This window comes from Hydrogenophaga sp. UC242_53, assembly GCF_042696965.1.
Lineage (GTDB): Bacteria > Pseudomonadota > Gammaproteobacteria > Burkholderiales > Burkholderiaceae_C > Hydrogenophaga.
The window spans coordinates 1990837-2017602 of record NZ_CP170552.1; the positions used below are offsets into that span (position 1 = coordinate 1990837).

Here is a 26766-nt window from a genome sequence, read left to right on the forward strand (position 1 = left end):
GAGCGCTTTGTGAATCTATCGGCCTGAGAAAAATCATCATGAAAATCACTGTGGTAGGGACGGGTTATGTAGGTCTGGTCAGCGGGGCCTGCCTGGCGGAGGTGGGCAACGATGTGCTTTGTCTGGATCTGAATCCCGACAAGATCCGCATCCTCGAGGAGGGCGGCATTCCCATCTACGAGCCCGGGCTGCAGGAGATGGTCAAACGCAACGTGGCGGCGGGGCGGCTGCACTTCACCACCGACGTCGACCGCGCCGTGCACCACGGCACCATCCAGTTCATCGCGGTGGGCACGCCACCCGATGAGGACGGTTCGGCCGACATGCGCTACGTGCTGGCCGCGGCGCGCAGCATCGGCCAGCGCATGACCGACTACAAGGTGGTGGTGGACAAGAGCACGGTGCCCGTGGGCACGGCCGACCGCGTGAAGGAAGCGATTGCCGAGGAGCTGCAGAAGCGCGGCGTCGACACGCCTTACGCCGTGGTGTCCAACCCCGAGTTCCTCAAGGAAGGCGCGGCGGTCGAGGACTTCATGCGGCCCGATCGCATCATCGTGGGCGCCGACGACGAGCAGGCGGTGCACCTCATGCGCGCGCTGTACGCGCCGTTCCAGCGCAACCGCGAGCGCCTGATCGTCACCGATGTGCGCAGCGCCGAACTCACCAAGTACGCGGCCAACGCCATGCTGGCCACGCGCATCAGCTTCATGAACGAGCTGGCCAACCTGGCGGAGAAGCTGGGCGCCGACATCGAGAGCGTTCGCCAGGGCATCGGCTCCGATCCGCGCATCGGCTACCACTTCCTGTACCCGGGCGCTGGTTACGGCGGTTCCTGCTTCCCGAAAGACGTCAAGGCCCTGATCAAGACGGCGGCGGACGAAGGCGGCCTGGACCTGAAGGTGCTGACCGCGGTGGAGGCGGCCAACGATGCGCAGAAGCATGTGCTGGGTGACAAGATCAAGCGCAAGCTGGGCGCGGACCTGAAGGGGCGCCACTTCGCCGTGTGGGGCCTGGCCTTCAAGCCCAACACCGACGACATGCGCGAAGCGCCGAGCCTGGAGCTGCTGGCCGATCTGCTGGCTGCCGGCGCCACCGCCACGGCCTACGACCCGGTTGCGATGCACGAAGCCCAGCGCGTGCTGGGCGACGAATCCCGCGTGCGCTACGCCCAGAACCCCAACGAGGCCCTGGAAGGGGCGGACGCGCTGATCATCGTGACCGAGTGGAAGGAGTTCCGCAGTCCCGATTTCGACCTGATCAAGGCCAAGCTCAAACAGCCCCTGATCGTGGACGGGCGCAACCTGTACGACCCGGCCTGGGTGCGCAGCCAGGGCTTCGACTACCTGCCCATCGGGCGCTGAGCCATGGCGCGCCCGCGATCAGGCGCGCTGATCCTGGGCGCCCTCGCGGCACTGACCTGCCTGGGTCTGGCCGTTCAACATCCCCTGGCCCCCGCGCTCCTGGTGGGCGCCTTGTGCCTGTGCATGGGTGCCGCCGCCTGGCGGCCCTGGACCATCGGGGGACTGCTGGCCATGCTCCTGCCCGTGGCCAGCCTGGCGCCCTCCACGGGCTGGTGGCTGATCGACGAATTCGACCTGCTGGTGCTCGCGGTGCTGGCCGGCGCGCATGCGCGGTCCGGGTTCGAGGCCTTCTCTGGCCGTGCGGCATCCTCTTCATCCAGCGAGACCCAGTTCAAGGCCGATCGGGTGTGGGTCGGGCTGCTCGTCGCGCTGGGTGCCTCCGCGCTGTTGAGCCTGTTCATCGGGCTGCGGGACGCCGGTGTCAGCGCGCGGGCGGTGGCGGCCGGCTGGGCCTCGGGCGACGGCTGGTTGCAGGCGCTGCACGCGGACTACGCCAGCGCCTTCAACCCGCTGCGCGTGTCCAAAAGCCTGCTCTGGGCGCTGCTGCTGTATCCCGTGCTGCGGCGGGTGCCGGTCGAGCGGCAGCGGGAGATGGCGCGCTTCACCCTCGCGGGCCTGCTCTGCGGGCTGGCCTGGGTCTGCGTGCTCGTGCTGTGGGAGCGCGGGCGGTACGTCGGTGTGCTGAATTTCTCCGACTCCTACCGCACGGTGGCGAACTTCTGGGAAATGCACGTGGGCGGCGGCGCCATCGACGCCTACCTGGCGATGGCCGTGCCCCTGGCGTTCTGGGCGGTCTGGCTGGCGCCGGGCGGCTGGCGCTGGGCCTGCGCGGCGGTCCTGGCCGTCCTGGGCACCTACGCGGTGCTCACCACGTATTCCCGAGGGCTGTACCTCGCGGTCACCGTCTCGCTGATGGTGATGGCGATCGTCGCCAGGCGCTGCCAGATCCAGCCGGCGTCCGGCGGGCAGCGGCGCGGCTGGGCGCTGCGGGTGTTGGTGTTCGCGCTGCTGGCGGAGGCGGTGTGGGTGCTCGGTGGGCACTCGTTCATGACAGGCCGGCTTGCGCAGTCGGAAACCGATCTGGTGGACCGCGTGGCGCACTGGCAGAGCGGGCTGGGCCTGCTGCGCACGCCCGCCGACTGGGTGCTGGGCCTGGGCGCGGGGCGCCTGCCCGCGCACTACAGCGCGCGCGTGCCGGATGGCGAGTTTCCCGGGCAGGCGCGTTGGCGGCGCGACGCCGCAGGCGCCGGGCAGGTGGTGCTCTCGGGGCCGCCGACGCGCCAGGAGGCCGCCTACGACTTCGGTCTCACCCAGCGCATCCCGCTGGCCCCACAAGGGCACTACCGCGTGCGGGTCCGCTACGAGACCGACGCCCCGGTGGTGCTGCTGTTCAGCGTGTGCGAACGGCACCTGCTGTACGACTTCCGATGCCAGTGGAAGCACGTGAGGCCCGAAGCCGCCGTCACGGATGCGGCCCAGTGGCACGACATCCCTCTGTCGGGCCAGGTCTTTTCGGACGCGAGCCGTGCAGTGTCCTGGCGCGACGGCATGTTCGCGCTGACGGTGCTGAGCACCGGGCACGCGGCCCGCATTCATGCGGTGGAGTTGCTGGACCCGCAAGGCGTGCAGATCCTGAAAAACGCGGACTTCTCGGCCGGGTTGCGCTACTGGTTCCCCGCCGCGCAGAGCAGCTTCAAGCCCTGGCACATGGACAACCTGTACCTGGAAATCCTCATCGAGCGCGGCCTGCTGGGCTGGCTGGTGCTGGGCCTGCTGGCCGCGTGGGCGTGGCGCTGCGTGGCTCAAGGCCTCAAGGCGGGGGATCCGCTGGCCCTGGCGCTGGCCGGCTCGCTCTCGGCCATGGGCGTGCTCGGCCTGGTCATCAGCGTCACCGAATTGCCGCGCATCGCTTTTATGCTGCTGCTGATCCTGTTGACAACATCACACTTCCGCCGAATTCCGCAATATTCACGTTATGTAACAGAACGTCAGAAGGGGGTGTCGGCGGTATTCTCGGACGGGCGCCCGAGCCGTGCACAGCCCCCGGGGCCATTACAGGAAAAAGAAGTTTGATCAAGCTATTCAACCACTACTTCGATCGCCGCACGCTGCTGCAGATGTTCATGGACCTGCTCCTGATCAGCGCGGCGTTCATGGCGACCCTGGTGTTTCTTTCCGACGCGGAAGACCTGACCGCCGTGCAGATTGGACAAGGCCTGTTCCGTGCCTTGCTCATGAGCATGGGTTTCCTGGCGGTCAACTCGGCCCTGGGCCTGTACGAACGGGGCAGCGTGTTCAACAACACGCAGTTGCGCGCCCGCGTGCTGGTCTCGTTCATGATGATGGGCCTGATCGTGGTGGGCGTGCTGCTGCTGCTGCCCATGAAGGCGTTCTACGGGCACACCTGGGCCGTGGTGATCGTGATGATGGCCACCGGCCTGCTGCTGGTCATCCAGGTGCTCACCGGCGAGTTCCTGCCCAAGTCGCTCACGCGCCGCAAGGTGCTGGTGTACGGCACCGGCGCGAAAGCGCAAGCGGTCGGGCAAAGCCTGATCAAGGCCTCATCGAGCGCCGAGCTCTGCGGCTATTTCGCCAGCCCCAATGAGCGCGAGCACCTCGTGACAAATTGGGGCACGCTGCAGCCGGGCCAGTCGCTCACCGAGGTGGTCGCCGAGAAGGGCGTCCATGAGATCGTGATTGCGCTCTCCGAGCGCCGCGGCGGCAGCATGCCCATGCGCGAGCTGCTCGATTGCAAGCTCGCGGGCGTGCGCGTGACCGACATCGCCACCTACTTCGAGCAGAACCTCGGCCAGATCCGCCTCGATGCGGTGTCGGCCGGTTGGCTTATCTTCGGCGAAGGCTTCGACCAGGGTTTCCTGCGCACCACCATCAAACGCCTGTTCGACATCGCGGGCGCGGTCGTGCTGATCCTGCTGGCCCTGCCCATCATGCTGGTGACGGCGCTCATCATCAAGCTGGAGAGCTCTGGGCCCATCCTGTACAAGCAGGAGCGTGTGGGTCTGAACAACAAGCCCTTCAACGTCGTGAAGTTCCGCAGCATGCGCACCGACGCGGAGAAGGACGGCATTCCCCGCTGGGCGACCGCGGGCGACAGCCGCGTCACGCGCGTGGGCAAAGTGATTCGCAAGCTGCGCATCGACGAACTGCCGCAGCTCTTCAGCGTGCTCAACGGTGACATGAGTCTGGTCGGCCCGCGCCCCGAGCGCGCCTTCTTCGTCGAGAAGCTCACGCAGGAGATTCCGTTCTACGCGGTGCGCCACAGCGTCAAGCCCGGCGTCACCGGCTGGGCGCAGGTGCGCTATCAGTACGGCTCCACCGTGGAAGACACGGCGGAGAAGCTGCAGTACGACCTCTACTACGTGAAGAACCACTCGCTGTTTCTCGACCTCGTGGTCATCTTCGAAACCGTCGGCGTGGTGCTCACAGGCAAGGGCGCGCAGTAAGCGCCTGGGCGTTCCGTTCGCTGGCCGGGGTCAGGCCAGCGTGTGCAGCGGAATGTCCTTCTCCCCAGCCAGCCGCTCCAGCTGCTTTCGCGTCCGGCCCTGAAGGAAGGCCGCGATCGCGGCGTGCGTCTCCGGCTTGAACAACGAGCGCAGGTCCGACGCCGGCAGACCCGCTGCGGCGCACAGCGCGGCAGCGAAATGCGGCTCCAGGGCCGCCACGGCCACGCGGCCGTCCTTGCAGGGGTAGACGCGGTAGCCCGCATGGGCGCCGCCCACCGCACCGGCAGGCTGGGTGAGGCCCCAGGTTCGGGGCAGGGCGAGCCACTCGGCCGCGCCCGACAGCGCAACCTCCTGGAAGCTTGATTTGCCCTGGGTCTTCTGGACCAGCGCGGCCTTGAGCACGGCTTCGCTGGCCATGAGTGCGCCCCCCATGTCGGCGAACAGCGTGGCCGGCAGGTCCAGGCCGGTGACCAGGCCCGCGTCCGCGAGGTAGGTGAGGTCGTGGCCGGGCTCTTCCGCCCGGGCACCGGGTGCCCCCACGATCGCCACCACCGAGAGCCCAGGGTGGCGCTTGTGCAGGCCCTTCCAGCCGAGTTGCAGCTTCTCCAGCGCCGAAGGGCGGAAGGAGGTGAGCAGCACGTCGGTGCGCGCCAGTTCCTTGTGCAGCGCCGCCTGGCCCTTCTCGGACTTCAGATCGATCGAGATGACGCGGATGCCATCGTGCAGGGTCGCGTAGGCGCGGGCGTTGTACTGCCCCATGGGGTCGCCCGAGCTGCCTGCCGGGGCGCCCTTGGGGGCCGGCGGCTCGGCCTTGACGCAGCGCGCACCCATGGCCTTGAGGCGCATGAAGGCGGCTGGGCCGGGCAGGTTCAGCGCGAGGCTGAGCACACGAACGCCGCGCAGCGGCTGGAGGGCGGGGACAGGGCGGGGGGAGGAACTCATGTCGGTCGGGCTGTGGAAGGTCGTCGCCGCAATGTACCCGCAAGCCCGGCCGCCGATGCGCCAACGGGCGACACCGTCGCCCGTCTTCCTGGGGTGCGCTGATTCAGCGTTCGCCGAAGTTCAGCGGCAGGCCCACGTAGTTCTCGGCCAGCGAGCGCGACATCGAGACCGAGTTCACGACGTAGTCGAGCTCGGCCTCCTGGATCTTCTGGCCGAAGCCCGCGGTGTCGGGGAAGCGGTGCATCAACGAGGTCAGCCACCACGAGAAACGTTCGGCCTTCCAGACGCGGCGCAGGCAGCGCTCGGAATAGGTGTCGATGCCGGCGGAGGTCTTGTCCTTGTAGTACTCGATGAACGCGCCCGAGAGGTACTTGACGTCGCTGGCGGCCAGGTTCAGGCCCTTGGCGCCGGTGGGCGGCACGATGTGCGCCGCGTCGCCCGCGAGGAACATGCGGCCGAAGCGCATCGGCTCGGCGACGAAACTGCGCAGCGGCGCGATGCTCTTCTCGATGGTCGGGCCGGTGATCACGCGCGACGCCATCTCGGGGTCGAGCCGCAGGCGCAGCTCGTCCCAGAAGCGCTGGTCGCTCCAGTCCTCGACCTTGTCGTCCAGCGGGCACTGCACGTAGTAGCGGCTGCGCGTGAGGCTGCGCATGGAACACAGGGCGAAGCCGCGTTCGCTGTTGGCGTAGACGATGGCGTGGGGCGAGACCGGTGGCACATCGGCCAGCACGCCGAGCCAACCGAAAGGGTAGACCTTCTCGAACTCGGTGATGGCGCCCTTGGGCACGCTGGCGCGGCACACGCCGTGAAAGCCATCGCAGCCGGCGATGAAGTCGCACTCGATCTCGTGCGTCTGGCGATCCTTCTGGTAGCGCACCTTGGGGTGGTCGCTGTCGTAGTCCAGCACCTCCACGTTCGCGGCCTCGTACACGGTGGGCAGCGCGGCGGCGCTGCGCGCCTCCATGAGATCGCGCGTGAGTTCGGTCTGGCCGTAGGCGGTCACGACCTTGCCGTCGGTCAGGCCGTGCACGTCGATGGCATGGCGGGTGCCGGCAAACACCAGTTCGATGCTGTGGTGCACCGTGCCTTCGGCGTCCAGGCGCTCGCCCACGCCCACCTCGCGCAGCAGGTCGGTGGTGATCTGCTCGAGGATGCCGGCGCGGATGCGGCCGAGCACGTATTCGCCGCTCTGGCGTTCGACGATGATGTTGTCGATGCCGGCCTTGTGCAGCAGCTGTCCGAGCAGCAGGCCGGAGGGGCCGGCGCCGATGATGGCGACCTGGGTTCGCATGGGGTGTCTCCTGGAATGGCGTGAAGTGCAACGAACGCAGCTTAAAAACGGGGCCCCGCCAGCGCAACGGTGCGCAGACGCCTTTGCGCGATGATCGAAAGTCTTGCGCGATCACCGCGCAAATTCGGATGCCCCTGGGCATAATCGACCCATGAGCACAGCCCCCCCTTCCATGGCGAAAGCCGATTTCATCGAAGGCATGCGCCAAGGGCATGGCGGTGCTGGAGAGCTTCGACACCGAGCGCCAGCGTCTCAACGCCACCCAGGCCGCTGAGCGCGCGGGTCTCACGCGCGCTGCGGCGCGCCGGCACCTGCTGACCCTGGCGCACCTCGGTTACCTGGAGTCCGACGGCAGCCACTACTGGCTCTCGCCCAAGGTGCTGCGCTTCTCGGGCAGCTACCTGGCTTCTGCGCGCCTGCCGCGCCTGCTGCAGCCCACCTTGAACCGGCTCGCGGCGCAGACGCGCGAGTCGTACTCGGCCGCCGTGCTCGACGGCGACCAGGTCGTGATCGTGGCGCGCAATGTTTCGCTGGGTGGCCAGCGGCTCATGGCCTATGGCTTGCACCTCGGTGCGCGCCTGCCCGCGCACGCCACCTCCACCGGCCGCGTGCTGCTCGCGGGCCTGCCGCGCGCCGAGTTCGCCGCCTGGCTCAAGGGCCGCGAGCTGCCCCGGCTGACGCCGCACACCACCGTGGAACACAAGGCCTTTCGCGCCGTCATCGCGCAAGTGCGCAGCGATGACATCGCCATTGCGCGAGAGGAGCACGAGTTGGGTGTGTTCGCGCTGGCCGTGCCGCTGCGCAACATGCAGGGCCGCACGGTCGCGGCGCTCAACGTGGTGGCCGCGCCCGATCGTTTCGAGGGACCGGTGTTCCAGAAGGACTTGCTGCCGCTGTTGCTGGACGCGGCGCGCGAGCTGCGGCCCTTGCTCTGAGCGCGCCCACCATGCCCCTGTCCGGGTGGGACTTCACGCGCGGCTCGAGCCGCTGAGGTCCAGGTCCCACAGCATGTCCTCGCCCAGCGGCAGGGTGCGCGTGGGCGGGCGGGGGCAGTCGGCCATCACGTCGTGCGCGGGCGCGCGCAGGCCGCGCCGGCCCTGGCCGATCAGCACGGGCGCGATGATGAGGTGCAGGCGGCTGAGCACACCAGCCGTGAAGAAGCGCGACACGGTCATGCCGCCGCCTTCGACGAACAGCACGCGCTGGCCGCGCGCGGCCAGCGCCCGCGCGACGAGCGCGGGGCGGTAGCCCTCACCGCTGTCGTCGAGCAGGCCGTCCACCGCCAGCACCTCGGCGGGGGCGCTGCCCAGGCGCTCGCGGGCCAGCGCGGCGTGCCGCGCGTCGCAGACCCAGAGGGACGGGGCCTGCGCATCGCGGAACACGCGCGACTGGCCGTCCAGCCGCACGGCCGGGTCCACCACCACGCGCACCGGCTGCGGGCCGGGCACGCGGCGCGTGGTGAGCTGCGGGTTGTCGATGGCGACCGTGCCGGCACCGACCAGCACCGCGTCGCACAGCGCGCGCAGGCGGTGCAGGTGCAGCAGGCAGTGCGGGCCGTTCACGTAGTAGGAGTCGCCGGTGACGGTGGCCACGAAACCGTCCAGGCTCTGGCCGAGCTGGGCCACGGCCCAGGGCGCGCCGCCCCCGGCCTGGCGCGCATCGAGCAAGGGCTTGTAGAGCGTGAACAGCTCGGCGCTTCGCGCGTCGCCCACTGGCGCCAGTTGCCAGCCTTGCTGCGCGCACCAGCGCAGCGGCGGCGCGGCCTGGCCCGTGGTGCGGGCCTGCAGCATCTGTTGCCAGAGCGCGGGCCAGTCGGCGGGGATGTCCTGGGCGGTCGTGGCGTCCGTGGGTGATGGCATGGCGGCCATCATCGCATTGAGCGCGGGGTCCCGGGGCGTGGGGTCATTTCCACTGCGGGGTGTAGTAGAGGTCGTCGGTGGCGGTGTCGGCGGCCCCGGCGTTCCACGGCGCCATGGGCAGGGCGGCCGCGATCCACAGCGCGGCCAGCAACTGGGGCAGCAGGGCGGCCGGTGCCATCCACAGCCCGGACGAGGGCCGCCACCACGACCACAGGCCCGGCACGGCGGTGGTCACCGCCACCATCAGCGCCAGCTGGGCCAGCAGCAGCGATCCCCCGAGCCCCGCCGCCGCCGCCAGCCCCAGGCAGGCCACGGTGAGCACGGCGGCCAGGGCGATGCCGCGCCACCAGGGGCGCGGGGTGGGCAGACCCCGGGCCGCTCGCCACAGGAGCAGCGCCGCGATCACCGTGCCCGCGAGCGCGACCCAGGGCAGCTTCTGCGCGCGCGCGGTGGCCGGCCAGTCGAAACCGGGAAACCAGGCCAGCGCCACCAGCAGGCCCAGGGCGGCGCCGAGCGCGGCCCGGTTCGGGCCGGTGGTGCGCAGCAGGGCCGCCACGCCGCCGATGCACAGCAGCAGGGGCAGCACAAGACTTTGAAAGGCGGGGTGGTTCAGGAGGTCCATGGCGGTATGGCAGTGGTCAGGGCTGCCCCAGGTAGAAGTAGGCCGCGTGGCGGCGGTGGTCGCCGCGCCCCAGGGCCAGGTAAACCGGGCCCAGGGGGGTGTCCATGGCGAGGTAGACGGCGAAGCCGTAGCGGCTCTTCTCGCGTTGCGGGCCGAACGCCGTGTCGCCGATGCGCGCGGCTTCCAGCGAGACGCCGGCATAGGCGCCTTCCAGGAAGCCCACGTTGGTGAGTCGGTGGCTGTAGTTCACGCGGCCGAGCACGAATTCGTTGCCGAAGACCTCGTTGGTCTTGTAGCCCGAGAGGCGCTGGAAGCCGCCCAGGAAGGAGGTCTCGTAGGCGGGCAGGGTGCCGCCGCTGGCTTTCACGCCCTGCGCGGAGAACTCCAGCGCGTGCCGGCCGAAGCCCACCGCCGTGCGGAACGCGGCGGAGAGTTTGCGGTAGTCGTCGCTCGCGCCCCAGCGCGGTTGCGACTGGTGCAGCTTCACGTCCAGCGCGTAGCCCGCGCGCGGAAAGCGCACGTTGTCCAGCGTGTCCAGTTGCAGGCGCAGCATCAGGGCGGCGGTGTCGGCGTCGGCCTCGAACAGGCCGGGCGGCAGCAGGCTGGTGTCGTTCTGCAGGCGCACGCGGCCGCGCTGCACACCGAGGCGCAGTTGCCCCTGCGTGCCGAGCTGCAGGCCCAGGTCGGCGCCGTAGCCGTAGTGCTCCAGCCGGAAGCGCGCCACGCGCACGCCCTCGTCGCTGAACAGCTCGAAGGGGCTGCGCTCGCCGCCCAGGTGGGCCGCCGCGAAAAACCGTTGCGTGGGATGCAGGGGTTGGAACCACTCGGTGCGCAGGCGGTCGGTCTGGCCGATCTGGATGTCGTTGCGCCATTCGGCGCCCAGGCGGTTGAGCCAGGTGGCGCGGTGGGTGGCCAGCAGGTTGAAGAAGGAGCCGCCGGCGAAGTCGGACGAGAGGCCCAGGCCGAAGCGCAGGTAGTGCGGGCCCCAGGACTTTTCGGTGACGCGGGCGGTGAGCACGCGGCCCTGGCCGGGTTCTTCGCTGAAGGTGTAGCTCACCGCCTCGAAGTCGCCCCAGCCGTACAGGCGTTGCAGGTCCTGGTCCACGCGGTTCGCGTCGAACGGCTGGCCGGCCTGGGTCTGCATGCCGTCGAGCACGGCCTGCGGGTTCACGCGCTGCGTGCCGCTGACCTGGATGGCGTCGATGCGCTGCCCGCCGGGATCCTGCGCCGCCTCGCGCGCTGCCAGCAGCGCGCTGAATTCGGCCGGGCTCAGGCCGTGGGCGGCCAGGGTCGCGCTGGCCGCGCGCGCGGCGGCCTCGCCGGCCCGGGCGGCGTCGGAGAGGTGGTCGAAGTCGCTGCTGCTCACGCGGCTGAGGTCGGGCGTGATGAGCACGTCGCGCGGGCCCAACTCCTTGAGCGACTGCGCGACGTTGGTCGTGGTGAGGATGCGCAGCATCTGCTCGGAGGCCGAGAGCAGGGAGGTGATGTCCTCCCGGCGCAGCAGCGGCGTGCCGATGTTGACCGCGATCACGATGTCCGCGCCCATGCGGCGCGCCACGTCCACCGGCAGGTTGCGCGTGACGCCACCGTCCACCAGCAGGCGGCCGTCGAGCTCCACCGGGCTGATGACGGCCGGGATGGCGATGCTCGCGCGCACGGCCTGGGTGAGGCTGCCGTGGTCGAGCTCCACCATCTCGGAGGTGGCGAGGTCGGTGGCGATGGCCCGGAAGGGCACCGGGAAGTGGTTGAAGTTCACGCTGCGCTGGCGCGCCGTGAGGCGGCGCAGCACGGCCTCCAGCGCCACGCCGGCCACCGCGCCCTTGGGCAGCGAGAGGCCATGCGGGCCCAGGCCCATCTCGGGGCCGACGTAGTTGGCCGCGTCGTCGGCCTTGCGCCGCATCGGCAGGTTGTCGCGCACCACGTCGTGGAACAGCGTGGCCGTGCTCAGGCCCTTCATTTCTTCTTCGATGGTGGCCAGCGGCAGCCCGGTGGCGTAGGCCGCGCCCACGATGGCGCCGGCGCTGGTGCCCACGACCATGTCGACCGGCACCCGCAGTTCTTCCAGCACCTTGAGCACCCCGATGTGCGCGCCGCCCCGGGCGCCGCCGCCCGAGAGCACCAGAGCGATGCGGGGGCGCTGCGCGGCCGGGCCGCTGCCCGGGGCCACGGGGCTGCCGGTCTGGGCCGTGGCGTTCAGACAGGCGAGGGACCACACCAGTGCGAAGGCGATGCGCAGGGTCATGCACGGATGATAGGAGCGAGCGTGGCGAAAGCGAACCGGCGTTACAGTGATCTGTTCCCACAAGAGGCCGCCCCATGTACCTGCCCCCCCAGTTCGCTGCCAAGGACCCCGCCATCGCCCTGGAGCTGATGCGCGCGCACCCGTTCGCCAGCCTGATCTCCACCGACGACGAGGGCCTGCCCTTCGTCACCCACCTGCCGCTGCACCTGCTGGAGGAAGACGGTGGCCTCACGCTGCTGGGCCACTGCGCCAAGCCGAACCCGCACGGGCGCTACCTGGCGGCGCGCCCGCAGGCGGTGGTGACTTTTCTCGGGCCGCATGCCTACATGACGCCGCGCGTCTACCCGGATCTGGCCCGCGTGCCGACCTGGAACTACCTGGCGGTGCACGCCACGGTGCAGGCGCGTGTGCTGGACGGCTTCGACCACAAGGACCGCCTGCTCAAGCACCTGATCCACGACCACGACCCGGCCTACGCGGACCAGTGGCGCGGGCTGGAAGAGGACTTCCAGCACAAGCTGATGCAGGGCATCACCGCTTTCGAACTGCGGGTGACGAAGCTTCAGTGCAAGGTCAAGCTCAACCAGCACCGGCCCGAGTCGCACGCCGCCATGCTGGCGGCCTACCAGGCCGGCAATGCCGACGAGCAGGCGCTGGCCGGCTGGATGCGCCGGCTGGGCATGGCGGCCTGAGCCGTCAGCGCCGCGCGGCGGTCTGGCGCAGCGCGGTGCTGGCCGCCGCGAACTGCTGGGTCGCCTGGCGCAGCAGCGACTGGTCGGACGAGACCACGAAGCAGTCGATGCCGCGCGCGCGGAACGCGAGGGCCTCGGCCTCGTTGGGCACGAACATGGCCGCGCTCACGCCGGCCGCCTTCGCCGCCCCGATGATGCGATCGCAGGCCTCGGACACGGCTGGCGCGCGGTTGTCGTCCAGGCCCATCGACAGCGCGAGGTCGGCACGGCCGATGAAGAGGCCGTCCACGCCCGGGGTGGAGGCGATGTCGAAGGCCTCGGTGACGCCGTCGGGGCTTTCGATCTGGCACAGGATCAGCGTCTGGTCGCCCGCGTCCAGCGCATCGGCCATGCGCATCGTGCCGTAGCCGGCGCAACGCGGCGAGATGGAAAAGCCCCGGCTGCCCTGGCGGTAGCGGGCGCGCGAGACCACTTCGCGGGCCTGCGCCGCGCTGTCCACGCGCGGCACCAGCAGGCCGGCGGCGCCCAGGTCGAGCACGGACTGGATGGTGGCGGGCGCGGTGTCGGGGATGCGCACCAGCACCGGGATGCCGCCGGCGCGCCCGGCCATCATGTGGCGGTCCAGCGCGAGGCGGTCGAAGGGCGCGTGCTCGGCGTCCACCACGACGAAGTCGAGGTCGGTGGTGCCCAGGATCTCGGTGATCTGGGGGGAGTCGGTTTTCACGAACGTGCCCAGTGTGAGTTCGCGCTGGCGGATGTGGCCCCGTGTTTTCATCGAGCGGTGTTTCCTGTGGATGGCGGGCGTTGTTGCCCAAGCCGCCATGGTCATGGTGCCGGTCCGGCGCGGCAAGCGCCGCGGCGCGACTTTCCGCAGGTCAGAAAGGCGCGCCGGTGTCCGGGCTGGGCGGCAGCCGCGTGGCGTAGGCCTCGCTCACGGCGGCGGCGGCCGCCTGCAGTTGCGGCGCGTACTGCGTCACCGTGGCCGGTGTCATGAGGTTGCCGAAGGTGGTCATGCCCATGAGGCCCACGACTTCGGTGCGGTGCATCACCGGCGTGGCCAGGGTGGCGGTGCGCCGCTGCGGATTGGGCTGGCGCACGGCGTAGCCATGTTGCCGGATGGCCGCGAGTTCCTGCAGCAGCAGTTCCTCGTGGCCGAGCTGGCTGCCGCCGGGCGCGGCGCGCAGCATGTCGAACAGGATCTCGCGCTCCACTTCCGGGCAGAACGCCAGGTAGGCGCGGCCCATGGCGGTGTCGGCCAGGCCCAGGCGCCGGCCGATGGTGGTGGAGTGCGCGGCGATCGGGCTGTAGGGCATGCCGCTGTAGCGCACCACGATGGCGTCGCCGTCGAGCACGCCCAGCGCCACCGGCCACTTGATGGCCTTGGTCAGGCGCAGCGCCAGCGGCGAGCCGACCTCGACAAGCAGCGACTTCTCGGTGAAGCCGCCGCTCATCTCCAGGATTTTCTCGGTGAGCCGGTAGACGCCCACGCCGCCCTCCAGCCGCACATAGCCTTCGAGCTGCAGCGTGTGCAGGATGCGGAAGATGGTGGACTTGGGCAGCGCGGTCTGCAGGTGCAGGCTGTGCAGGCTCCAGGTCGGCTGCGTGTTCATGATCCGCAGGATCTGCAGCGCGCGCGAGATGGCCCGGATCGATCCGCTGGGGTGGTCGTCGGAGGCGTCGGGGTCGTCGGCCATGGGCATCGTCGTCGGTCCGCTCCCGCAGGGGCGGGAGGGGGGAGCGGATCATACCCTTGAGCTCCATGGCGCGGCCCCGGCTCAGTACCACAGCGCCTTGTCGACGCGGTTGACGAGCGCCTGCCCGGCGAGGAAGCGTTCGCAGTTGTCGCGCAGGATCTCGTAGCGGCGCTCGTTGTAATAGGGCCCCCACATCGCCACGTGCGGCGTGATGAACACGCCGGGCTGCGTCCACAGCGGGTGGCCGGCGGGCAGGGGTTCCTGCTCGAACACGTCCAGCCCGGCGCCGCCCACCTCGCCGGCCTGCAGCGCGGCGAGCAGGTCGTCCAGCCGCGTGGTCATGCCGCGCCCGATGTTGATGAAGAAGGCGCCGCGCTTCATGCGCTGCAAGCGCGCGCGGTCGAACAGGCCTTCGGTCTCGGGCGTGTGCGGCACGGTGACGATGACGAAATCGGCGCGCGGCAGCAACCCGTCCAGCGCCTGCGCCGGGTGCAGCTCGGCCATGCCCTCGGGCGGTGAGGTGCGCTGCGCGTCGGTGCCGATCACGCGCACGCCGAAGGCCGCGAGCAGGCGCGCGGTTTCCGCGCCGATCCCGCCCACGCCCACGATCAGCGCGGTGGCCTCGGGCAGGTAGACCGTGCCCTCGTAGCGCGGCGGCTGCAGCCATTCGCCGCGCTGCTGCTGCGGGATGAAGCGGTGCAGCGCGCGCGAGAAAGCCAGCACGAAGGACAGGATGTGCGCGCTGATGTGGTCGTTGAAGATGCCGCGCACGTTGGTCACGGTCAGGCTGTGGTCGACCAGCTCGGGGAAGAAATAGCCGGTGGGCGGTGCGGCCAGCGGCGAGTGCAGCCAGCGCAGGCGCGGCGCGGCCGCCAGCAGCGCGGGCGTGAGCGTGCCCACGGCGGCGTCGGCCTGGGCGATGGCCGCCAGGGCCTCGTCGTGGGTCTCGGCGACGACGATCTTCAGCTCGGGCAAAGCCGCGCCCAGCCGCTGCGCCCAGTCGCGGGTGGCGGGGATCTGGGGCGGAAGCATCAACAGGGTGGTCGGCATGTCGGCTTACTCCAGCTTGATGCCGGCCTGCTTGATCACCTTGCCCCACTTGTCGTTCTCCTGGCGCAGGAAGGCGGCGTAGCCGTCGGGCGTGCCGCCCACGGGCGAGACGCCGCTGGCGGCCATGCGGTCCAGCAGTTCCTTGCTCTTGAGCGCGGTGTTCATCGCGGCGTTGAGCTTGTCGATGCGCGCCTGCGGCGTGCCCTTGGCGACGTGCAGGCCGACCTGCGTGGTGGCTTCGTAGCCGGGGTAGCCGGACTCGGCGATGGTGGGCACGTCGGGGTAGGCGGAGACGCGCTTGGGGCCGGTGAGCGCGAGGATGCGCAGCTTGCCCGACTTGACCTGTGGGTCGGCGAAGGAGACCGAGGCCACCATGAAGTCGATCTGGCCGGTGAGCAGGTCCAGCACGGCGGCGGACTCGCCCTTGTAGTGCACGGTGCCGATGTCCAGCCCGGCCGCGATCTTGAACAGCTCGCCGGCCAGGTGGTTGGAGGTGCCGTTGCCCGGCGTGCCGTAGAACATGCCGCCCGGCTTGCCCTTGGCCTTGCCGACCAGCGCGGCCAGGTTGGGCGCGCCTTTTTCGGCGTTGACGAGGATGGTCTGCTCGATGCGCAGCACGTGGCCCACGGGCGGCAGGTCGGTGGCGACCTTGTAGGGCAGCTTGGCGTCCATCAGCGGCAGGATCACGGTGCTGCCGGTGGCGCAGAAGCAGATCGAATAACCGTCGGGCGCGGAGCGCGCCACGTTGCCGGTGGCGATGGAGCCGCCGGCGCCGGGCATGTTTTCCACCACCACCGTCTGGCCCAGGGCCTTGGCCATTTCACCGCCCACGAGGCGGCCGAACAGGTCCATGGTGCCGCCCGCGGCGAAGGGCACCACGAGGCGCACGGGCTTGTTGGGGAAGTCGTCCGCCTGGGCGTGCGCGGTGGCGGTGCCCAGCGCGAGGGCGGCGCCGGCCAGCGCGCCGAGCAGGGAACGTTGAACTGATGTCATGAATGTCTCCGGGTCTCGATGGAAGAAAGGGGAATGGATCGATGATTCCCGAGTGGCTCCAGGGGTGTCAACGAAACTCGGCCCGCTTTCCGGCAGGCAGAAAACGGCCGCGTTCGCATTGCCTCGCGGGTGCGGACCGGGTGATGATCACCGCATTCCCGATCCATTCCACGCACCCTTCATGCCATCCACGCCCGCTCCTTCGTCCCCCGGTGTCCGTCCGCGCAGCTTCGCGGCCTTTCTCGACCATCCCGCGCTCACTGTCGCGGGCAACCGCCACCGGCGCATGCGCGCGCAGAACCTCATCGTGGAGTGGATCGAGGCAGGCACCGAGCCCTTCGACGTCGAGAGCACGGCCGAGATGCTGCTGGTCTTTCCCGATGCGGGCGCGGTCATCTCGCCAGCCGGGCAGGGGCCCAGCGTGGTGGTGCCCAACGCGGGCAGCGTGTGCGTGCTGGCCGCCGGCCGCTCCAGCGTGCGGCTCGCCGCGCCCGGCACCTGCGCGGTGATCGCCTCGAACCGTCCCGACATCGAGCCCGCCACGGTGCTCAACGAGGCTGCGTATGCCGAGCCGGACGCGCGCATCAAGCCCACCGGCCGCCCCTTCCGCCGCAAGCCCGGCGCGCCGCTGGTGCAGGTGTTCGACATGGCCCAGGTGCCGGCACCGGCCGACAACCCGCGCCTGAAGATGCTGCAGACCGACACGCTGAGCATCAACTGGGTGTCGTACCACGGCGTGCGCGACCGCAAGGCCTTGAGCCCGCACAGCCACGGCGACCTGGAGCAAGGCTCGCTCGCGCTGGCGGGGAATTTCGTCCACCACCTGCGGGTGACCTGGGGCAAGGACGCCAACCTCTGGCGCGACGACGAGCACCTGGCTGCGCCATCGCCCTCGCTGGTGGTGGTGCCGGTGGACCTGGTGCACACCACCGAGGGTGTGGGCGACGGCCACCACCTGCTGCTCGACCTGTTCAGCCCGCCGCGCGAGGACTTCATCGCGCGCGGCTGGGTGCACAACGCCGGCGACTACAGCGCCAGCGCGGCGTCCGCGTGAACGCGCACCACGGTTGGCGGCGCGACACGCGCGAGCCGGCGGTGGCGCTGCCGCCGCTGTCGTGCGACTGCGCGGTCCACGTCTTCGACCCCGCGCGCGTGGACCTGCTGCTGCCCGGCCGCCGCTACGAGCCGCCGGTGGCCTGGCTCGACGAGCTGCGCACACTGCACGAGCGGCTGGGCGTGCAGCGCGCGGTGCTGGTGCAGCCCTCGGTGTACGGCAACGACCACGCGGTGCTGCTCACCGCCTTGCGCGCGGACCCGGCGCGCTACCGGGGCGTGGCCCTGCTCGACGACAGCGTGTCCGACGCGGCCTGCGAAGAGCTGCATGTGGCGGGTGTGCGCAGCGCGCGCTTCAACATCCTCTCGCGCTTCGGCGCGGCCTTCGACACCACGGCCTTCCGCCGCCAGGTGCGCCGGGCCGAGGCCCTGGGCTGGAGCATCTCGCTGCACGCCTCCGCCGACGAACTGGCAGCGCACGCGCGCCTGCTGCTGGACATCCGCGCCGAGGTGGTGGTGGACCACCTGGCCTACCTGAACCCGGGCGACCTCGACGGCGAGGGCTTCCGCTTCCTGCGCGAGGCCGTCACGCGCGGCCACTGGTGGGTGAAGGTTTCGCGCGTGGACCACCGCTTCGCACCGCCTTACGACGATGCGGTGGAGTTGATCCGCCGGGTGGTCGCCCTCAACCCCTGGCGCATGCTGTGGGCCACCGACTGGCCGCACCCGCTGTACGACGTGGCCACGACCACCATGCCCAACGACGCCGACCTGGTCGAGCTGCTCGCGCGCGCCGTGCCCGACGCGGCCCTGCGCGAGCAGATCCTGGTCCACAACCCCGCCCGCGTGTTCGGTTTCCCCGACGCCTGATCCCCCTTCCCGAGAAGACCCCGCCTGATGAACGCCCAACGAAACGAACCCGTCCTGATCTGGGAACGCGTGATGCCCGACGACCCCAGCATTCCCTGGCTGCGCGAGCAAGGCTTCGACGTGCGCCTGGGCAAGCCCAACCACGACCCCGGCTACCGCCGCCACCTGGAGGCCGACTTCATCGCCGACGCCCAGGGGTGCCGGGGCGTGCTGATTTCCGGCGGCATCCGCGTCACGCGCGAGGTGATGGCCGCCTTGCCCGGCCTCCAGGTGATCAGCAAGATCGGCGTCGGTGTGGACACGGTGGACGTGGCGGCCGCGAGCGACCTGGGCATTGCCGTCTGCAACACGCCCGGCGGCAACGACTCCGTGGCGGTGGCCGAGCACGCCATGACCCTGCTGCTGGCGCTGCGCAAGCAGCTGCATGTGTGGACCCGCGGCCACCTGCAGGGCGGCGGCTGGCGCAGCCCCCAGGTGTTCGCCGGCGGGCTGGACGGCAGCACGCTGGGCATCGTGGGCTTTGGCCGCATCGGCCGCGCGCTGGCGCAGCGCGTGGCGGGCTGGAACGTGCGCGTGCTGGTGCACGACCCGCTGGCCCGCGACCTGCCCGCGGGCGTGCAAGCCGTGGGCATGGACGAGCTGTTGGCGCAGAGCGACGCGGTGTCGCTGCATTGCCCGGCCTTGCCCGGCGACCGCCCGCTGCTCGATGCGGCGGCGCTGGCGCGCCTGAAGCCCGGCGCCGTGCTGATCAACACGGCGCGCGCCACGCTGGTGGATGCGCCGGCGCTGATCGCCGCGCTGGATGCCGGCGGCCTGGCCGGCGCGGCCTTCGACGTGTTCGACCCCGAACCCCCGGCGCGCGACGACCCCTTGCTCGCCCACCCGCGCGTGCTGAACACGCCGCACGTGGCCTCGTGGACCTGGGAGGGCTTCTTCGGCCGCCGCCAGCAGGCTGCCGACAACCTCGCGAAGGTGGTGCGCGGTGAAGCGGGCGCCGCCATCGTCAACGCCACGCCCTGACTCTTTTCCCGGAATTCTTCTGACATGTACATCGACCTCGACACCGCGACCGACTTCAAGCGCTCCCTCTTCAACGCCATCGTCGCGCCCCGGCCCATCGGCTGGATCAGCACCGTGAGCGCGGACGGCCGCGTCAACCTCGCGCCGTTCTCGCACTTCAACCTGGTGTCCACCGCGCCACCGGTGGTCATGTTCTCGTGCAACGCGCCCGACGACCGCGAGGTGAAGGACACCATCGCCAACGTGCGCGCCACGGGCGAGTTCGTCACCAACCTCGTGACCTGGGACCTGCGCGAGCAGATGAACCTGTCCTCGTTCAACGCGCCTCACGGCACCGACGAGTTCGAGATAGCCGGCCTCGAGAAGGCCGCCAGCCACAAGGTGCGGCCACCGCGCGTGGCGGCCTCGCCCGCCTGCATGGAATGCCAGCTGCTGCAGATCGTGAACATCGAGCCCGTCGGCCCCGGCGACACCTTCAGCAACGTGGTGTTCGGCCGCGTGGTGGCGCTGCACCTGGACGACCAGTTCATCGAGCCCAGCGGGCGCTTCGACGTGGTGCGCACCCGCCCGCTCACGCGCCTGGGCGGCAACCAGTACGCCTCCACCGGGCCCATCGTCGAGCTGGGCCGGCCCAACCCGCCCCGGGCCTGAGGCCTCAGCGCACCGCCACGCGGTGCACCGCGACGCGGGTGGCCGGCAGGGGCCGCGTGGGCACGATGTCGGCCAGCGTGACGCCGTCGAGCCGCGCCAGGAAATCCTGCAGGGCGCTGTGCAACACGCCGTTCAGGGCGCAATCGCCCGTGCGCACGCAGGTGTTGCCGCTGGAGAAACACTCGACGAGGTGGAAGTCGGGCTCCATGTCGCGCACCACCTCGCCCAGGCCGATCTCGTGCGGGGCGCGGGCCAGCCGCATGCCGCCGCCCTTGCCGCGCACGGTCTCGATCCAGCCCAGCAGACCGAGGTGGTGCGTGACCTTCATGAGGTGGGCTTCGGAGATGCCATGGGCCTGCGCGGCCTCGGCGATGGTGCACAGGCGATCCGGCTGCTGCGCGAGGTACATCAGCAGCCGCAGGGCGTAGTCGGTCATGGTGGTCAGGCGCACGGCGGGCCTCCGTCGAGCACGAGGTCGGCGGGCACCTCGTCCGGGCTGTTGCTCAGCTGGTAGCCGTACCAGAGGCTTTGCGCGATGCGCTGCGCCATGGCGAAGGCCTGCTCGCCCATGGCGCGGTTGGGCAGGGCGCCGGTGGTCTCGTGAAAGAGGGCCAGCCAGCGCTGGAACAGGGCCGGGGTGAGGCCGGGCAGGGCCGCGTGGCGCGGCATGGGCGCGCCGGTGAAGCGGCCGGTGCGGCGCAGGATGGAGGACCAGAAGTCCACCAGCTGCGCGAGGTGGTTGTCCCAGTCGTGGATGTGGGCGTTGAAGATGGGGCCGAGCACCTCGTCGCGCCGCACCCGCGCGTAGAACGCATGGACCATGCTCGAAACCTCTTCCTCGGTGCAGACCGCCATGACGCCCATGATGTTTCCCGTGCACGGACCCCGCACCCTCGGCGCGCAAAAAGATCCATCTAGAATCAATCTTATGGGAGATCGGACACCCCCGCGTGCGCCAGGGCCGCCAAAGCGGCGCTTCCTTGATCCATCTCAAGACTTCCGGAGACCCGATTGAACCCCAATGGCCAGCCTCCCGTCGCGCGCTTCGAAGGCGCCACCCGTTTCCTCGCGGCGTTCTGGCCGGCGCCGGTGCGCGTCGATGCCCATGAGCGCTGGCGCAGCGTGGCCGGGGCGGGCCTGGGCATCCTGTTCACGGCCCTGGTGAGCCGATGGTGGGCGGGGGCGAATGCCATGGGCCCCTGGCTGGTGGCGCCGCTGGGTGCCAGTGCGGTGCTGGTGTTCGCGCTGCCCGCGAGCCCGATGGCGCAGCCCTGGTCGGTGGTGGGCGGCAACACGCTCTCGGCGCTGGTGGGCGCGGCCTGCGCCATGCTGGTGCCCGACCCGGCCTGGGCGGCGGCGCTGGCCGTGGCGGCGGCGATCGCGCTCATGTTCGCGCTGCGCTGCCTGCACCCGCCGGGCGGCGCGACCGCGCTGCTGACCTCCTTGGGCGCGGTGGGCTTTCATTTCGCGGTTTTCCCGATGTTCGTGAACTCGCTGCTGCTGGTGGTGGCGGGCGTGGTCTACAACAGCCTGAGCGGGCGGCGCTACCCGCACGCCCAGGTGCGGGCCACGCACGAGCCGACCGCCGCGCCGGCCCGCTTCAGCGCGGCCGACCTGGACGCGGCCCTGGCGCACTACAACCAGGTGCTGGACGTGAGCCGCGACGACCTGGAGGAGCTGCTGCACCACGCCGAGTCGGCGGCCTACCAGCGCAACTTCGGCAGCCTGCGCTGCGGCGACATCATGACGCCCGAGCCGATCGCGGTGTCCTTCGGCACCCCGTTGCGCGAGGCCTGGGGCCTGATGCGCCAGCACCGCATCAAGGCGCTGCCGGTGGTGGATCGGGCGCGGCGCATCGTGGGCATCGTGACGGTGTCGGACTTCATGCGGCACGCCGAGCTGGACCGGCACGAGGGCATCGGCGACCGCTTCCGCGCGCTGATGCGGCGCAGCGGCACGGTGCATTCGGACAAACCGGAGGTGGTGGGCCAGTTGATGACGCGCGAGGTGCGTGTGGCCAGCATCCACCGGCACGTGAGCGAGCTGGTGCCGCTGTTCTCGGAAGGCGGGCACCACCACATTCCCATCATCGACACCGAGCGCCGGCTGGCCGGCATCATCACCGAGTCGGACCTGGTCAGGGCGCTGCACCAGGTGGCGCGGCCGGCGGACTGAGCATCAGCGCGGCGGCGTGCCGCGCGGCGATCCATTCCTCGTTGGTCGGCTCGACGGCCACCGCCACCGCGCTGCCGGGTGCGGAGATGAGCGCGGCGTTGGCTTCGTTGGCCGCCTCGTCCAGGGCCAGACCCAGGAAGCCCAGGTCGCGGCAGATGCGGCGGCGCATCTCGGCGCTGTGCTCGCCCACGCCGGCCGTGAACACCAGCAGATCCAAGCCGCCGAGCACGGCCACCAGCGCGCCGATCTCGCGCACGATGCGCCGCACGTAGAGCGCCAGCGCGGCGCGCACGCGTTCGCCGGTGGGGTCGTCGCGGCCTTCCTCGGCGAACAGGCGGCGCGGCTCGGACGACACGCCCGACACGCCGAGCAGGCCCGACTCGTGGTACAGCACGCGGCCCACGTCTTCCAGACTGAGCTTCTCGATCTCCATCAGGTAGATCACCGCGCCGGGATCGAGCGAGCCGGTGCGCGTGCCCATCATCAGGCCGTCCAGCGCCGAGAAGCCCATGGTGGTGGCCAGGCTGCGCAGGCCTTGCAGCCCGCACAGGCTCGCGCCGCTGCCCAGGTGCGCGGCGATCACCCGGCCCTTCGCCAGCTCGCCATACCGCTCGGGCAGCGCCACCGAGAGGTACTCGTAGGACAGGCCGTGAAAGCCATAGCGCCGCAGACCCCGTTCCCAGGCCGCGTAGGGCAGGGGCAGCATCTGCTCGACCTGGGGCAGGGTGTGGTGGAAGGCGGTGTCGAAGCAGGCCACCTGCGGCAGCCGCGGGTCGCTGGCCAGCAGCACCTGGATCGCGTCGAGCGCGAAGGGCTGGTGCAGCGGCGCCAGCGGGATGTAGCTTTGAAGATCGGCCAGCACGGCCGCGTCCACGCGCACCGGGTCGAAGTACTGGCGGCCGCCGTGCACCACGCGGTGCGCCACCGCGCGCAGTGGCGTGGCGCCCAGGTGGGCGCGCACGCGGCGCAGGATGTGCGCCAGGGCCTCGTGGTAGGGCTGTGCGGGGTCCAGTGCCAGCGCGGTCTCGGGGGTGTCGGTGTCGGCGGTGGTGGGCCGCGGCCCGCCGATGCCGCGCACCTGGCCTTTCCAGGCCGGCTCGCGCGGCACGGTGGGGCCGCTGGCGTCGAAGATGGCGAACTTGATGCTGGACGAACCCGCGTTGAGCACGAGCACCATGCCGCTCATGGTCGGCTGACCCGGTAGCGGTGCGCCAGCAGCACGGCGATGGCGCACGAGGCCAGGCGCGTGGCGCGCGAATCGGCGCGGCTGGTGAGCACGATGGGCACGCGCGCGCCGATGGCGATGCCGGCGCTGGCCGCATGGCCCATGAACTCGAGCTGCTTGGCGAGCATGTTGCCGCTTTCCAGGTCGGGCACGACCAGCACGTCGGCGCGGCCGGCCACGGGCGAATCGATGCCTTTGACGCGCGCGGCCTCGGGCGAGATGGCGTTGTCGAAGGCCAGCGGGCCATCGAGCAGGGCGCCGGTGATCTGGCGGCGGTCGGCCATCTTGCACAGGGCGGCGGCGTCCAGCGTGGCGGGCATGCGCGGGTTGATGGTCTCCACCGCGGCGAGGATGCGCCACGCGTGGCAGGTCGATGCCGATGGTGTGGGCGAGTTCGATCGCGTTGCGCACGATGTCGGCCTTTTCCTCCAGGGTGGGCGCGATGTGGATGGCCGCGTCGGTGATGATGAAGGGCCGGGGGTAGGCGGGCGTCTGCATCAGGTAGCAGTGGCTCAGGCGGCGCTTGGTGCGCAGGCCGGCCGAGGCGGGCAGCACGGCACCGAGCAGTTCGTCGGTGTGCAAACTGCCCTTCATGAGCGCCTCGACCTCGCCGCGCCCGGCCAGTTCGGCGGCGCGCGCGGCCGCCGCGTGGCTGTGCGGCACGTCCTCGATGCCCAGGCCCGAGAGGTCCAGGCCGGCTTGCGCGGCCAGCTCTTCCAGCCGCGCTCGCGGCGCGACCAGCACCGGCTCGATCAGGCCGGCGTCTCGCGCATCGAGCGCGCCTCGCAGGCTGAGTTCGTCGCAGGGGTGCACCACCGCGACGCGGATGGCACCGAGCGCGCCGGCCTGTGCCAGCAGGCGGGGCAGGCCTTCGGGGGTGAGTTGCACGCCGTGGGCTGGCGGGGTGTCGGGGAGCTTCATGTCGGGCGGGTCCTGGTGCGGGAAGGCGGGGCCATGGCGATGATGGCATGCGCTCCCGCCATGGAGGCACCTCCCTAATGCCACCCGAGGGCATCGAGGCCGCCAGCGGGGTGGCTGTGGTATGTTCGTTTCGCCGCCTGGGTGGGGTGTTCTCGCAGGGAACAACGGGCGGCACCGGTACTTTCTACAGCCAGTCCAACATGCCTTCATCGCTGCGAAATGTCCCGATGACCAAGCCTTTTTCACGCCACTGGCGGAGCCTTGTTTCCGTGGCCGCTCTGCTCGCGCTGAGCGCACCGGCCTTGGCGCAGGGGCTGGACTACGCGCAGGCCCTGCAACAGGCGCAAGAGGCGTCCGGCCAGGTGCGCAACGCGCGCATGGACGTGCAGGCCAAAGACCTCAAGGCCGAGGCCCTGGCCCACCTGGGGGGCCCGGCCCTGTCGCTCTCGGGCTTTTCGGGCCGGGTCGCCACCACCTTCAACCTCGACACCTCGCCGCTGGCCAATGCCGCGGGCTCGCTGGGGTCGGTCGTGCCCGGCGGCCTGTCCATTCCGCCCATTCCCAACGCGGTGTCGGTGAACCGCACCTTCAACCTGCATTCCCTGGGCCTGAGCGCCAACTGGCCGATCTACACCGGCGGCCGGCTCGAAGCCATCCATGGGCTGGAAGCGGGCAAGGCCGACGAGGCCCGGGCCGAGGCCCGGGACGTCGAAGACAAGATGTCGACCACCGTCGCCCAGCGGTATTTCTCGCTGCAGCTCGCCACGCACGCGGTGCAGTTGCGCAGCGCGGCGGCCAAGGGCATCGCCGACCACCAGCGCGCCGCGCAGCGCCTGGAGGCGACCGGCCTGATCGCGACCGCCGAGCGGCTCAAGGCCGACGTGGCGCTCGACGGCGCGCGGCGCGACCTGGCCAGGTCGCAGAGCGACCTCGAGATCGCGCAGGTGGCGTTGACGCGCCTGCTGGGCGCGGCCTCGCCCGCGCCGCTGACCACGCCGCTGTTCGTCAACTCGGCATCGGTGGGCACGCTGCAGTCCTTCATCGACGCGGGGCTCTCCCACAACCCCGCCTGGGACAAGATCGCGAGCAAGCGGACCCAGGCCGACCAGGCCCTGAAGCTGCAGACCGGCGGCCAGCTGCCGACGGTGCTGGCGATCGGCAACTACAACTTCAACCGCAGCAGCGACAAGCTGGTGCAGCCCAACTGGGCGGTGGGCATCCTGGTGTCGGTGCCACTGATCGACCGCATCGACCGGGGCAAGATGAAAGAGGCCGCCATCCTCGATCAACAGCGCGTGAGCGCCCTGGAGGAGCAGGCGCAGCGCGACGTGCCGACCCTGATCGAGAGCCAGTGGCGGGCCCTGCAGAATGCGCGCGCGCAGTTCCTGTCCATGGACTCGACCATCCGCCTGGCCCGCGAGAACCTGCGCCTGCAGACGGTGTCGTTCCAGCAGAGCCAGAGCACCTCGCTGGACCTGACCGATGCGCGCCTGAACCTGCTCAAGGTGGACACCGAGCGCGTGCAGGCCGCCTACGACTACGTCATGGCCCTGGCCCGCCTGCTGGAGGCCAGCGGCCAACCCCAGCGCCTGGCCGAATTCGCGCAGAACGCCGACATCAAGATCGCTCCCCCAGCCGAGTAAGCCCATGCCCATGCCCTCCCAAGTCCAGCGCGTCCTTCTCGCCATCCTCGGTGTGGCCGTCGTCGCCTTCCTCGCGTGGGGGCTGTGGAAGGCCTTCACGCCGCAGCCGCTGCCGCTGCAGGGCCAGATCGAGGCGCAGGAGATCAATGTGTCGTCCAAGGTGCCTGGCCGCGTCGGCACGGTGCATGTGCACCTGGGGCAGACCGTGAAGGCCGGCGATCTGCTGTTCGAACTCGACAGCCCGGAAGTGGCCGCCAAGATCGCCCAGGCGCGCGCCGCCGAGGCGGCGGCCTCGGCCGTGGCCGCCAAGGCCAATGCCGGTGCGCGGCCGGAGGAGGTCGAGGCCGCGCGCCTGAACTGGGAGCGCGCCAAGACCGGCGCGCAACTGGCCAAGACCACCCACGACCGGGTGCAGACCATGTTCGCCGAGGGCATCCTGTCCGGGCAGAAGCGCGACGAAGCCCTGGCCCAGTGGCGGGCGGCCCAGCAGCAGGCCGATGCGGCGCGGGCGCAGTACGAGATGGCGCGCAAGGGCGCGCGCCCGGAAGACAAGGCGGCCGCCCAGTACCAGGCCCAGCAGGTCGGCGGCGTGCTGTCGGAAGCGGAGGTGGCGCTGGCCGAGACGCGCATCACGGCGCCCGCCGCCGGTGACGTGAGCAAGATCCAGATCCAGCCCGGCGAGATCGCACCTCAGGGCTTCCCGGTGATCACCCTGGTCAACCTGCAGGACGTGTGGGCGGTGCTGCAGGTGCGCGAGGACGCGATGGCGGACTATGCGGTGGGCAGCCGGCACACCGCCGAGGTGCCGGCGCTGCGTCGCAGCATCGAACTGGTGGTGGCGTCGGTCGGCGTGCTGCCCGACTTCGCCACCTGGCGCGCCGCGCGACCGGGTGGGACCGATCTGCGCACCTTCGAGATCCGGCTGCGCCCAGCCAGTCCGGTGGCGCAGCTGCGACCGGGCATGAGCGTGGTCTTCCCCGCACCCTGAGCCCGCC

23 protein-coding genes and 2 pseudogenes are annotated in these 26766 nt (G+C 70.6%); 12 read left to right on the forward strand and 13 right to left on the reverse strand.

Annotated elements, in window-relative coordinates:
* Positions 1-38 precede the first annotated feature (38 nt).
* Genes ACFJI0_RS09995 through ACFJI0_RS10005 form a run of 3 tightly spaced genes read left to right on the forward strand, consistent with a single transcriptional unit; the run spans position 39 to position 4825 of the window.
* Positions 39-1361, forward strand: a complete 1323-nt coding sequence (locus tag ACFJI0_RS09995; RefSeq protein ID WP_291118608.1) for a UDP-glucose/GDP-mannose dehydrogenase family protein — start codon at positions 39-41, stop codon at positions 1359-1361.
* 3 nt (positions 1362-1364) lie between these two features.
* On the forward strand, positions 1365-3434 hold the full coding sequence (locus ACFJI0_RS10000) for an O-antigen ligase family protein (RefSeq protein WP_382324638.1): 2070 nt from the start codon (positions 1365-1367) through the stop codon (positions 3432-3434).
* Positions 3431-4825 (forward strand): TIGR03013 family XrtA/PEP-CTERM system glycosyltransferase, encoded by a 1395-nt coding sequence (locus tag ACFJI0_RS10005; RefSeq protein ID WP_382324640.1) that lies wholly within the window; start codon positions 3431-3433, stop codon positions 4823-4825. The genes ACFJI0_RS10000 and ACFJI0_RS10005 overlap by 4 nt, the downstream gene beginning before the upstream one ends.
* Before the next feature lie 30 nt (positions 4826-4855).
* Here ACFJI0_RS10005 and ACFJI0_RS10010 read toward each other — a convergent pair whose 3' ends face one another.
* Together ACFJI0_RS10010 and pobA are read right to left on the reverse strand one after the other, a co-directional pair.
* A complete protein-coding gene (locus ACFJI0_RS10010; RefSeq protein ID WP_382324642.1) occupies positions 4856-5767 on the reverse strand; it encodes a CoA transferase in 912 nt (303 codons plus the stop codon).
* Positions 5768-5870: 103 nt separating this feature from the next.
* Positions 5871-7061: a 4-hydroxybenzoate 3-monooxygenase gene (gene pobA / locus ACFJI0_RS10015; protein WP_382324644.1), complete on the reverse strand. Its 1191-nt coding sequence runs from the start codon at positions 7059-7061 to the stop codon at positions 5871-5873.
* A gap of 151 nt (positions 7062-7212) precedes the next feature.
* Here pobA and ACFJI0_RS10020 point away from each other — a divergent pair.
* Positions 7213-7996: pseudogene (locus ACFJI0_RS10020) on the forward strand (IclR family transcriptional regulator C-terminal domain-containing protein).
* Positions 7997-8029: 33 nt separating this feature from the next.
* Here ACFJI0_RS10020 and ACFJI0_RS10025 read toward each other — a convergent pair.
* From ACFJI0_RS10025 to ACFJI0_RS10035, 3 genes are read right to left on the reverse strand one after another with little or no spacing between them, the layout of a single operon-like run.
* On the reverse strand, positions 8030-8920 hold the full coding sequence (locus ACFJI0_RS10025) for a RibD family protein (RefSeq protein WP_382324646.1): 891 nt from the start codon (positions 8918-8920) through the stop codon (positions 8030-8032).
* Between the two features lie 43 nt (positions 8921-8963).
* Positions 8964-9542 carry a hypothetical protein gene (locus ACFJI0_RS10030; RefSeq protein ID WP_382324648.1) on the reverse strand — a complete coding sequence of 193 codons (579 nt, stop codon included), beginning with the start codon at positions 9540-9542 and terminating at the stop codon, positions 8964-8966.
* 16 nt (positions 9543-9558) lie between these two features.
* Positions 9559-11784 carry a patatin-like phospholipase family protein gene (locus tag ACFJI0_RS10035; protein ID WP_382324650.1) on the reverse strand — a complete coding sequence of 742 codons (2226 nt, stop codon included), beginning with the start codon at positions 11782-11784 and terminating at the stop codon, positions 9559-9561.
* 74 nt (positions 11785-11858) lie between these two features.
* Here ACFJI0_RS10035 and ACFJI0_RS10040 point away from each other — a divergent pair, with 74 nt between their 5' ends.
* The gene (locus tag ACFJI0_RS10040) at positions 11859-12476 is read left to right on the forward strand and encodes an FMN-binding negative transcriptional regulator (RefSeq protein WP_382324652.1); all 618 of its coding nucleotides are present in this window, start codon (positions 11859-11861) and stop codon (positions 12474-12476) included.
* A gap of 4 nt (positions 12477-12480) precedes the next feature.
* Here ACFJI0_RS10040 and ACFJI0_RS10045 read toward each other — a convergent pair whose 3' ends face one another.
* The 4 genes from ACFJI0_RS10045 to ACFJI0_RS10060 form a co-directional block, all read right to left on the reverse strand.
* On the reverse strand, positions 12481-13251 hold the full coding sequence (locus tag ACFJI0_RS10045; RefSeq protein WP_382324654.1) for an HpcH/HpaI aldolase/citrate lyase family protein: 771 nt from the start codon (positions 13249-13251) through the stop codon (positions 12481-12483).
* A gap of 100 nt (positions 13252-13351) precedes the next feature.
* The gene (locus ACFJI0_RS10050) at positions 13352-14170 is read right to left on the reverse strand and encodes an IclR family transcriptional regulator C-terminal domain-containing protein (protein ID WP_382324656.1); all 819 of its coding nucleotides are present in this window, start codon (positions 14168-14170) and stop codon (positions 13352-13354) included.
* 81 nt (positions 14171-14251) lie between these two features.
* Positions 14252-15220, reverse strand: coding sequence for a D-2-hydroxyacid dehydrogenase (locus ACFJI0_RS10055; protein WP_382324658.1), 969 nt, complete (start codon positions 15218-15220; stop codon positions 14252-14254).
* Positions 15221-15226: 6 nt separating this feature from the next.
* The gene (locus ACFJI0_RS10060) at positions 15227-16213 is read right to left on the reverse strand and encodes a Bug family tripartite tricarboxylate transporter substrate binding protein (protein ID WP_382324660.1); all 987 of its coding nucleotides are present in this window, start codon (positions 16211-16213) and stop codon (positions 15227-15229) included.
* Positions 16214-16394: 181 nt separating this feature from the next.
* Between ACFJI0_RS10060 and ACFJI0_RS10065 the strand changes: the two genes are divergently transcribed.
* Genes ACFJI0_RS10065 through ACFJI0_RS10080 form a run of 4 tightly spaced genes read left to right on the forward strand, consistent with a single transcriptional unit; the run spans position 16395 to position 19807 of the window.
* Complete coding sequence (locus ACFJI0_RS10065; protein ID WP_382324662.1) at positions 16395-17267, forward strand: hypothetical protein; 873 nt, start codon at positions 16395-16397, stop codon at positions 17265-17267.
* Positions 17264-18136 carry an amidohydrolase family protein gene (locus ACFJI0_RS10070; protein ID WP_382324664.1) on the forward strand — a complete coding sequence of 291 codons (873 nt, stop codon included), beginning with the start codon at positions 17264-17266 and terminating at the stop codon, positions 18134-18136. The genes ACFJI0_RS10065 and ACFJI0_RS10070 overlap by 4 nt, the downstream gene beginning before the upstream one ends.
* 27 nt (positions 18137-18163) lie before the next feature.
* The gene (locus ACFJI0_RS10075) at positions 18164-19156 is read left to right on the forward strand and encodes a 2-hydroxyacid dehydrogenase (protein WP_382324666.1); all 993 of its coding nucleotides are present in this window, start codon (positions 18164-18166) and stop codon (positions 19154-19156) included.
* A 24-nt stretch (positions 19157-19180) separates the two neighbouring features.
* On the forward strand, positions 19181-19807 hold the full coding sequence (locus ACFJI0_RS10080; RefSeq protein ID WP_382158155.1) for a flavin reductase family protein: 627 nt from the start codon (positions 19181-19183) through the stop codon (positions 19805-19807).
* Between the two features lie 4 nt (positions 19808-19811).
* Here ACFJI0_RS10080 and ACFJI0_RS10085 read toward each other — a convergent pair whose 3' ends face one another.
* Together ACFJI0_RS10085 and ACFJI0_RS10090 are read right to left on the reverse strand one after the other, a co-directional pair.
* Positions 19812-20258 carry an RrF2 family transcriptional regulator gene (locus ACFJI0_RS10085; protein ID WP_382324670.1) on the reverse strand — a complete coding sequence of 149 codons (447 nt, stop codon included), beginning with the start codon at positions 20256-20258 and terminating at the stop codon, positions 19812-19814.
* Positions 20249-20671, reverse strand: a complete 423-nt coding sequence (locus tag ACFJI0_RS10090; protein WP_382324672.1) for a group III truncated hemoglobin — start codon at positions 20669-20671, stop codon at positions 20249-20251. Before ACFJI0_RS10090 ends, ACFJI0_RS10085 begins: the two co-directional genes overlap by 10 nt.
* 147 nt (positions 20672-20818) lie before the next feature.
* Here ACFJI0_RS10090 and ACFJI0_RS10095 point away from each other — a divergent pair, with 147 nt between their 5' ends.
* A complete protein-coding gene (locus tag ACFJI0_RS10095; RefSeq protein WP_382324674.1) occupies positions 20819-21982 on the forward strand; it encodes an HPP family protein in 1164 nt (387 codons plus the stop codon).
* Here the strand turns inward: ACFJI0_RS10095 and ACFJI0_RS10100 are convergent.
* On the reverse strand, positions 21945-23168 hold the full coding sequence (locus ACFJI0_RS10100; protein WP_382324676.1) for an acetate/propionate family kinase: 1224 nt from the start codon (positions 23166-23168) through the stop codon (positions 21945-21947). The two genes, ACFJI0_RS10095 and ACFJI0_RS10100, sit on opposite strands and share 38 nt — an antisense overlap.
* Positions 23165-24080, reverse strand: a pseudogene (locus ACFJI0_RS10105) (bifunctional enoyl-CoA hydratase/phosphate acetyltransferase); the annotation flags it as partial. The gene ACFJI0_RS10100 and the pseudogene ACFJI0_RS10105, both read right to left, overlap by 4 nt.
* Positions 24081-24397: 317 nt before the next feature.
* On the opposite strand from ACFJI0_RS10105, the gene ACFJI0_RS10110 reads away from it, so the two are divergent.
* Positions 24398-25771: a TolC family protein gene (locus ACFJI0_RS10110; protein WP_382324678.1), complete on the forward strand. Its 1374-nt coding sequence runs from the start codon at positions 24398-24400 to the stop codon at positions 25769-25771.
* 4 nt (positions 25772-25775) lie between these two features.
* Positions 25776-26759: an HlyD family secretion protein gene (locus ACFJI0_RS10115; protein ID WP_382324680.1), complete on the forward strand. Its 984-nt coding sequence runs from the start codon at positions 25776-25778 to the stop codon at positions 26757-26759.
* Positions 26760-26766 lie beyond the last annotated feature (7 nt).

Excerpts from the sequence above, each read along its gene's own strand:
- ACFJI0_RS09995 (WP_291118608.1), top strand. The coding sequence starts at position 39 with ATGAAAATCACTGTGGTAGGGACGGGTTATGTAGGTCTGGTCAGCGGG.
- ACFJI0_RS10000 (WP_382324638.1), top strand. The coding sequence starts at position 1,365 with ATGGCGCGCCCGCGATCAGGCGCGCTGATCCTGGGCGCCCTCGCGGCA.
- ACFJI0_RS10010 (WP_382324642.1), bottom strand. The coding sequence starts at position 5,767 with ATGAGTTCCTCCCCCCGCCCTGTCCCCGCCCTCCAGCCGCTGCGCGGC.
- pobA (WP_382324644.1), bottom strand. The coding sequence starts at position 7,061 with ATGCGAACCCAGGTCGCCATCATCGGCGCCGGCCCCTCCGGCCTGCTG.
- ACFJI0_RS10025 (WP_382324646.1), bottom strand. The coding sequence starts at position 8,920 with ATGCCATCACCCACGGACGCCACGACCGCCCAGGACATCCCCGCCGAC.
- ACFJI0_RS10030 (WP_382324648.1), bottom strand. The coding sequence starts at position 9,542 with ATGGACCTCCTGAACCACCCCGCCTTTCAAAGTCTTGTGCTGCCCCTG.
- ACFJI0_RS10035 (WP_382324650.1), bottom strand. The coding sequence starts at position 11,784 with ATGACCCTGCGCATCGCCTTCGCACTGGTGTGGTCCCTCGCCTGTCTG.
- ACFJI0_RS10040 (WP_382324652.1), top strand. The coding sequence starts at position 11,859 with ATGTACCTGCCCCCCCAGTTCGCTGCCAAGGACCCCGCCATCGCCCTG.
- ACFJI0_RS10045 (WP_382324654.1), bottom strand. The coding sequence starts at position 13,251 with ATGAAAACACGGGGCCACATCCGCCAGCGCGAACTCACACTGGGCACG.
- ACFJI0_RS10050 (WP_382324656.1), bottom strand. The coding sequence starts at position 14,170 with ATGGCCGACGACCCCGACGCCTCCGACGACCACCCCAGCGGATCGATC.
- ACFJI0_RS10055 (WP_382324658.1), bottom strand. The coding sequence starts at position 15,220 with ATGCCGACCACCCTGTTGATGCTTCCGCCCCAGATCCCCGCCACCCGC.
- ACFJI0_RS10060 (WP_382324660.1), bottom strand. The coding sequence starts at position 16,213 with ATGACATCAGTTCAACGTTCCCTGCTCGGCGCGCTGGCCGGCGCCGCC.
- ACFJI0_RS10065 (WP_382324662.1), top strand. The coding sequence starts at position 16,395 with ATGCCATCCACGCCCGCTCCTTCGTCCCCCGGTGTCCGTCCGCGCAGC.
- ACFJI0_RS10075 (WP_382324666.1), top strand. The coding sequence starts at position 18,164 with ATGAACGCCCAACGAAACGAACCCGTCCTGATCTGGGAACGCGTGATG.
- ACFJI0_RS10080 (WP_382158155.1), top strand. The coding sequence starts at position 19,181 with ATGTACATCGACCTCGACACCGCGACCGACTTCAAGCGCTCCCTCTTC.
- ACFJI0_RS10090 (WP_382324672.1), bottom strand. The coding sequence starts at position 20,671 with ATGGGCGTCATGGCGGTCTGCACCGAGGAAGAGGTTTCGAGCATGGTC.
- ACFJI0_RS10100 (WP_382324676.1), bottom strand. The coding sequence starts at position 23,168 with ATGAGCGGCATGGTGCTCGTGCTCAACGCGGGTTCGTCCAGCATCAAG.
- ACFJI0_RS10115 (WP_382324680.1), top strand. The coding sequence starts at position 25,776 with ATGCCCATGCCCTCCCAAGTCCAGCGCGTCCTTCTCGCCATCCTCGGT.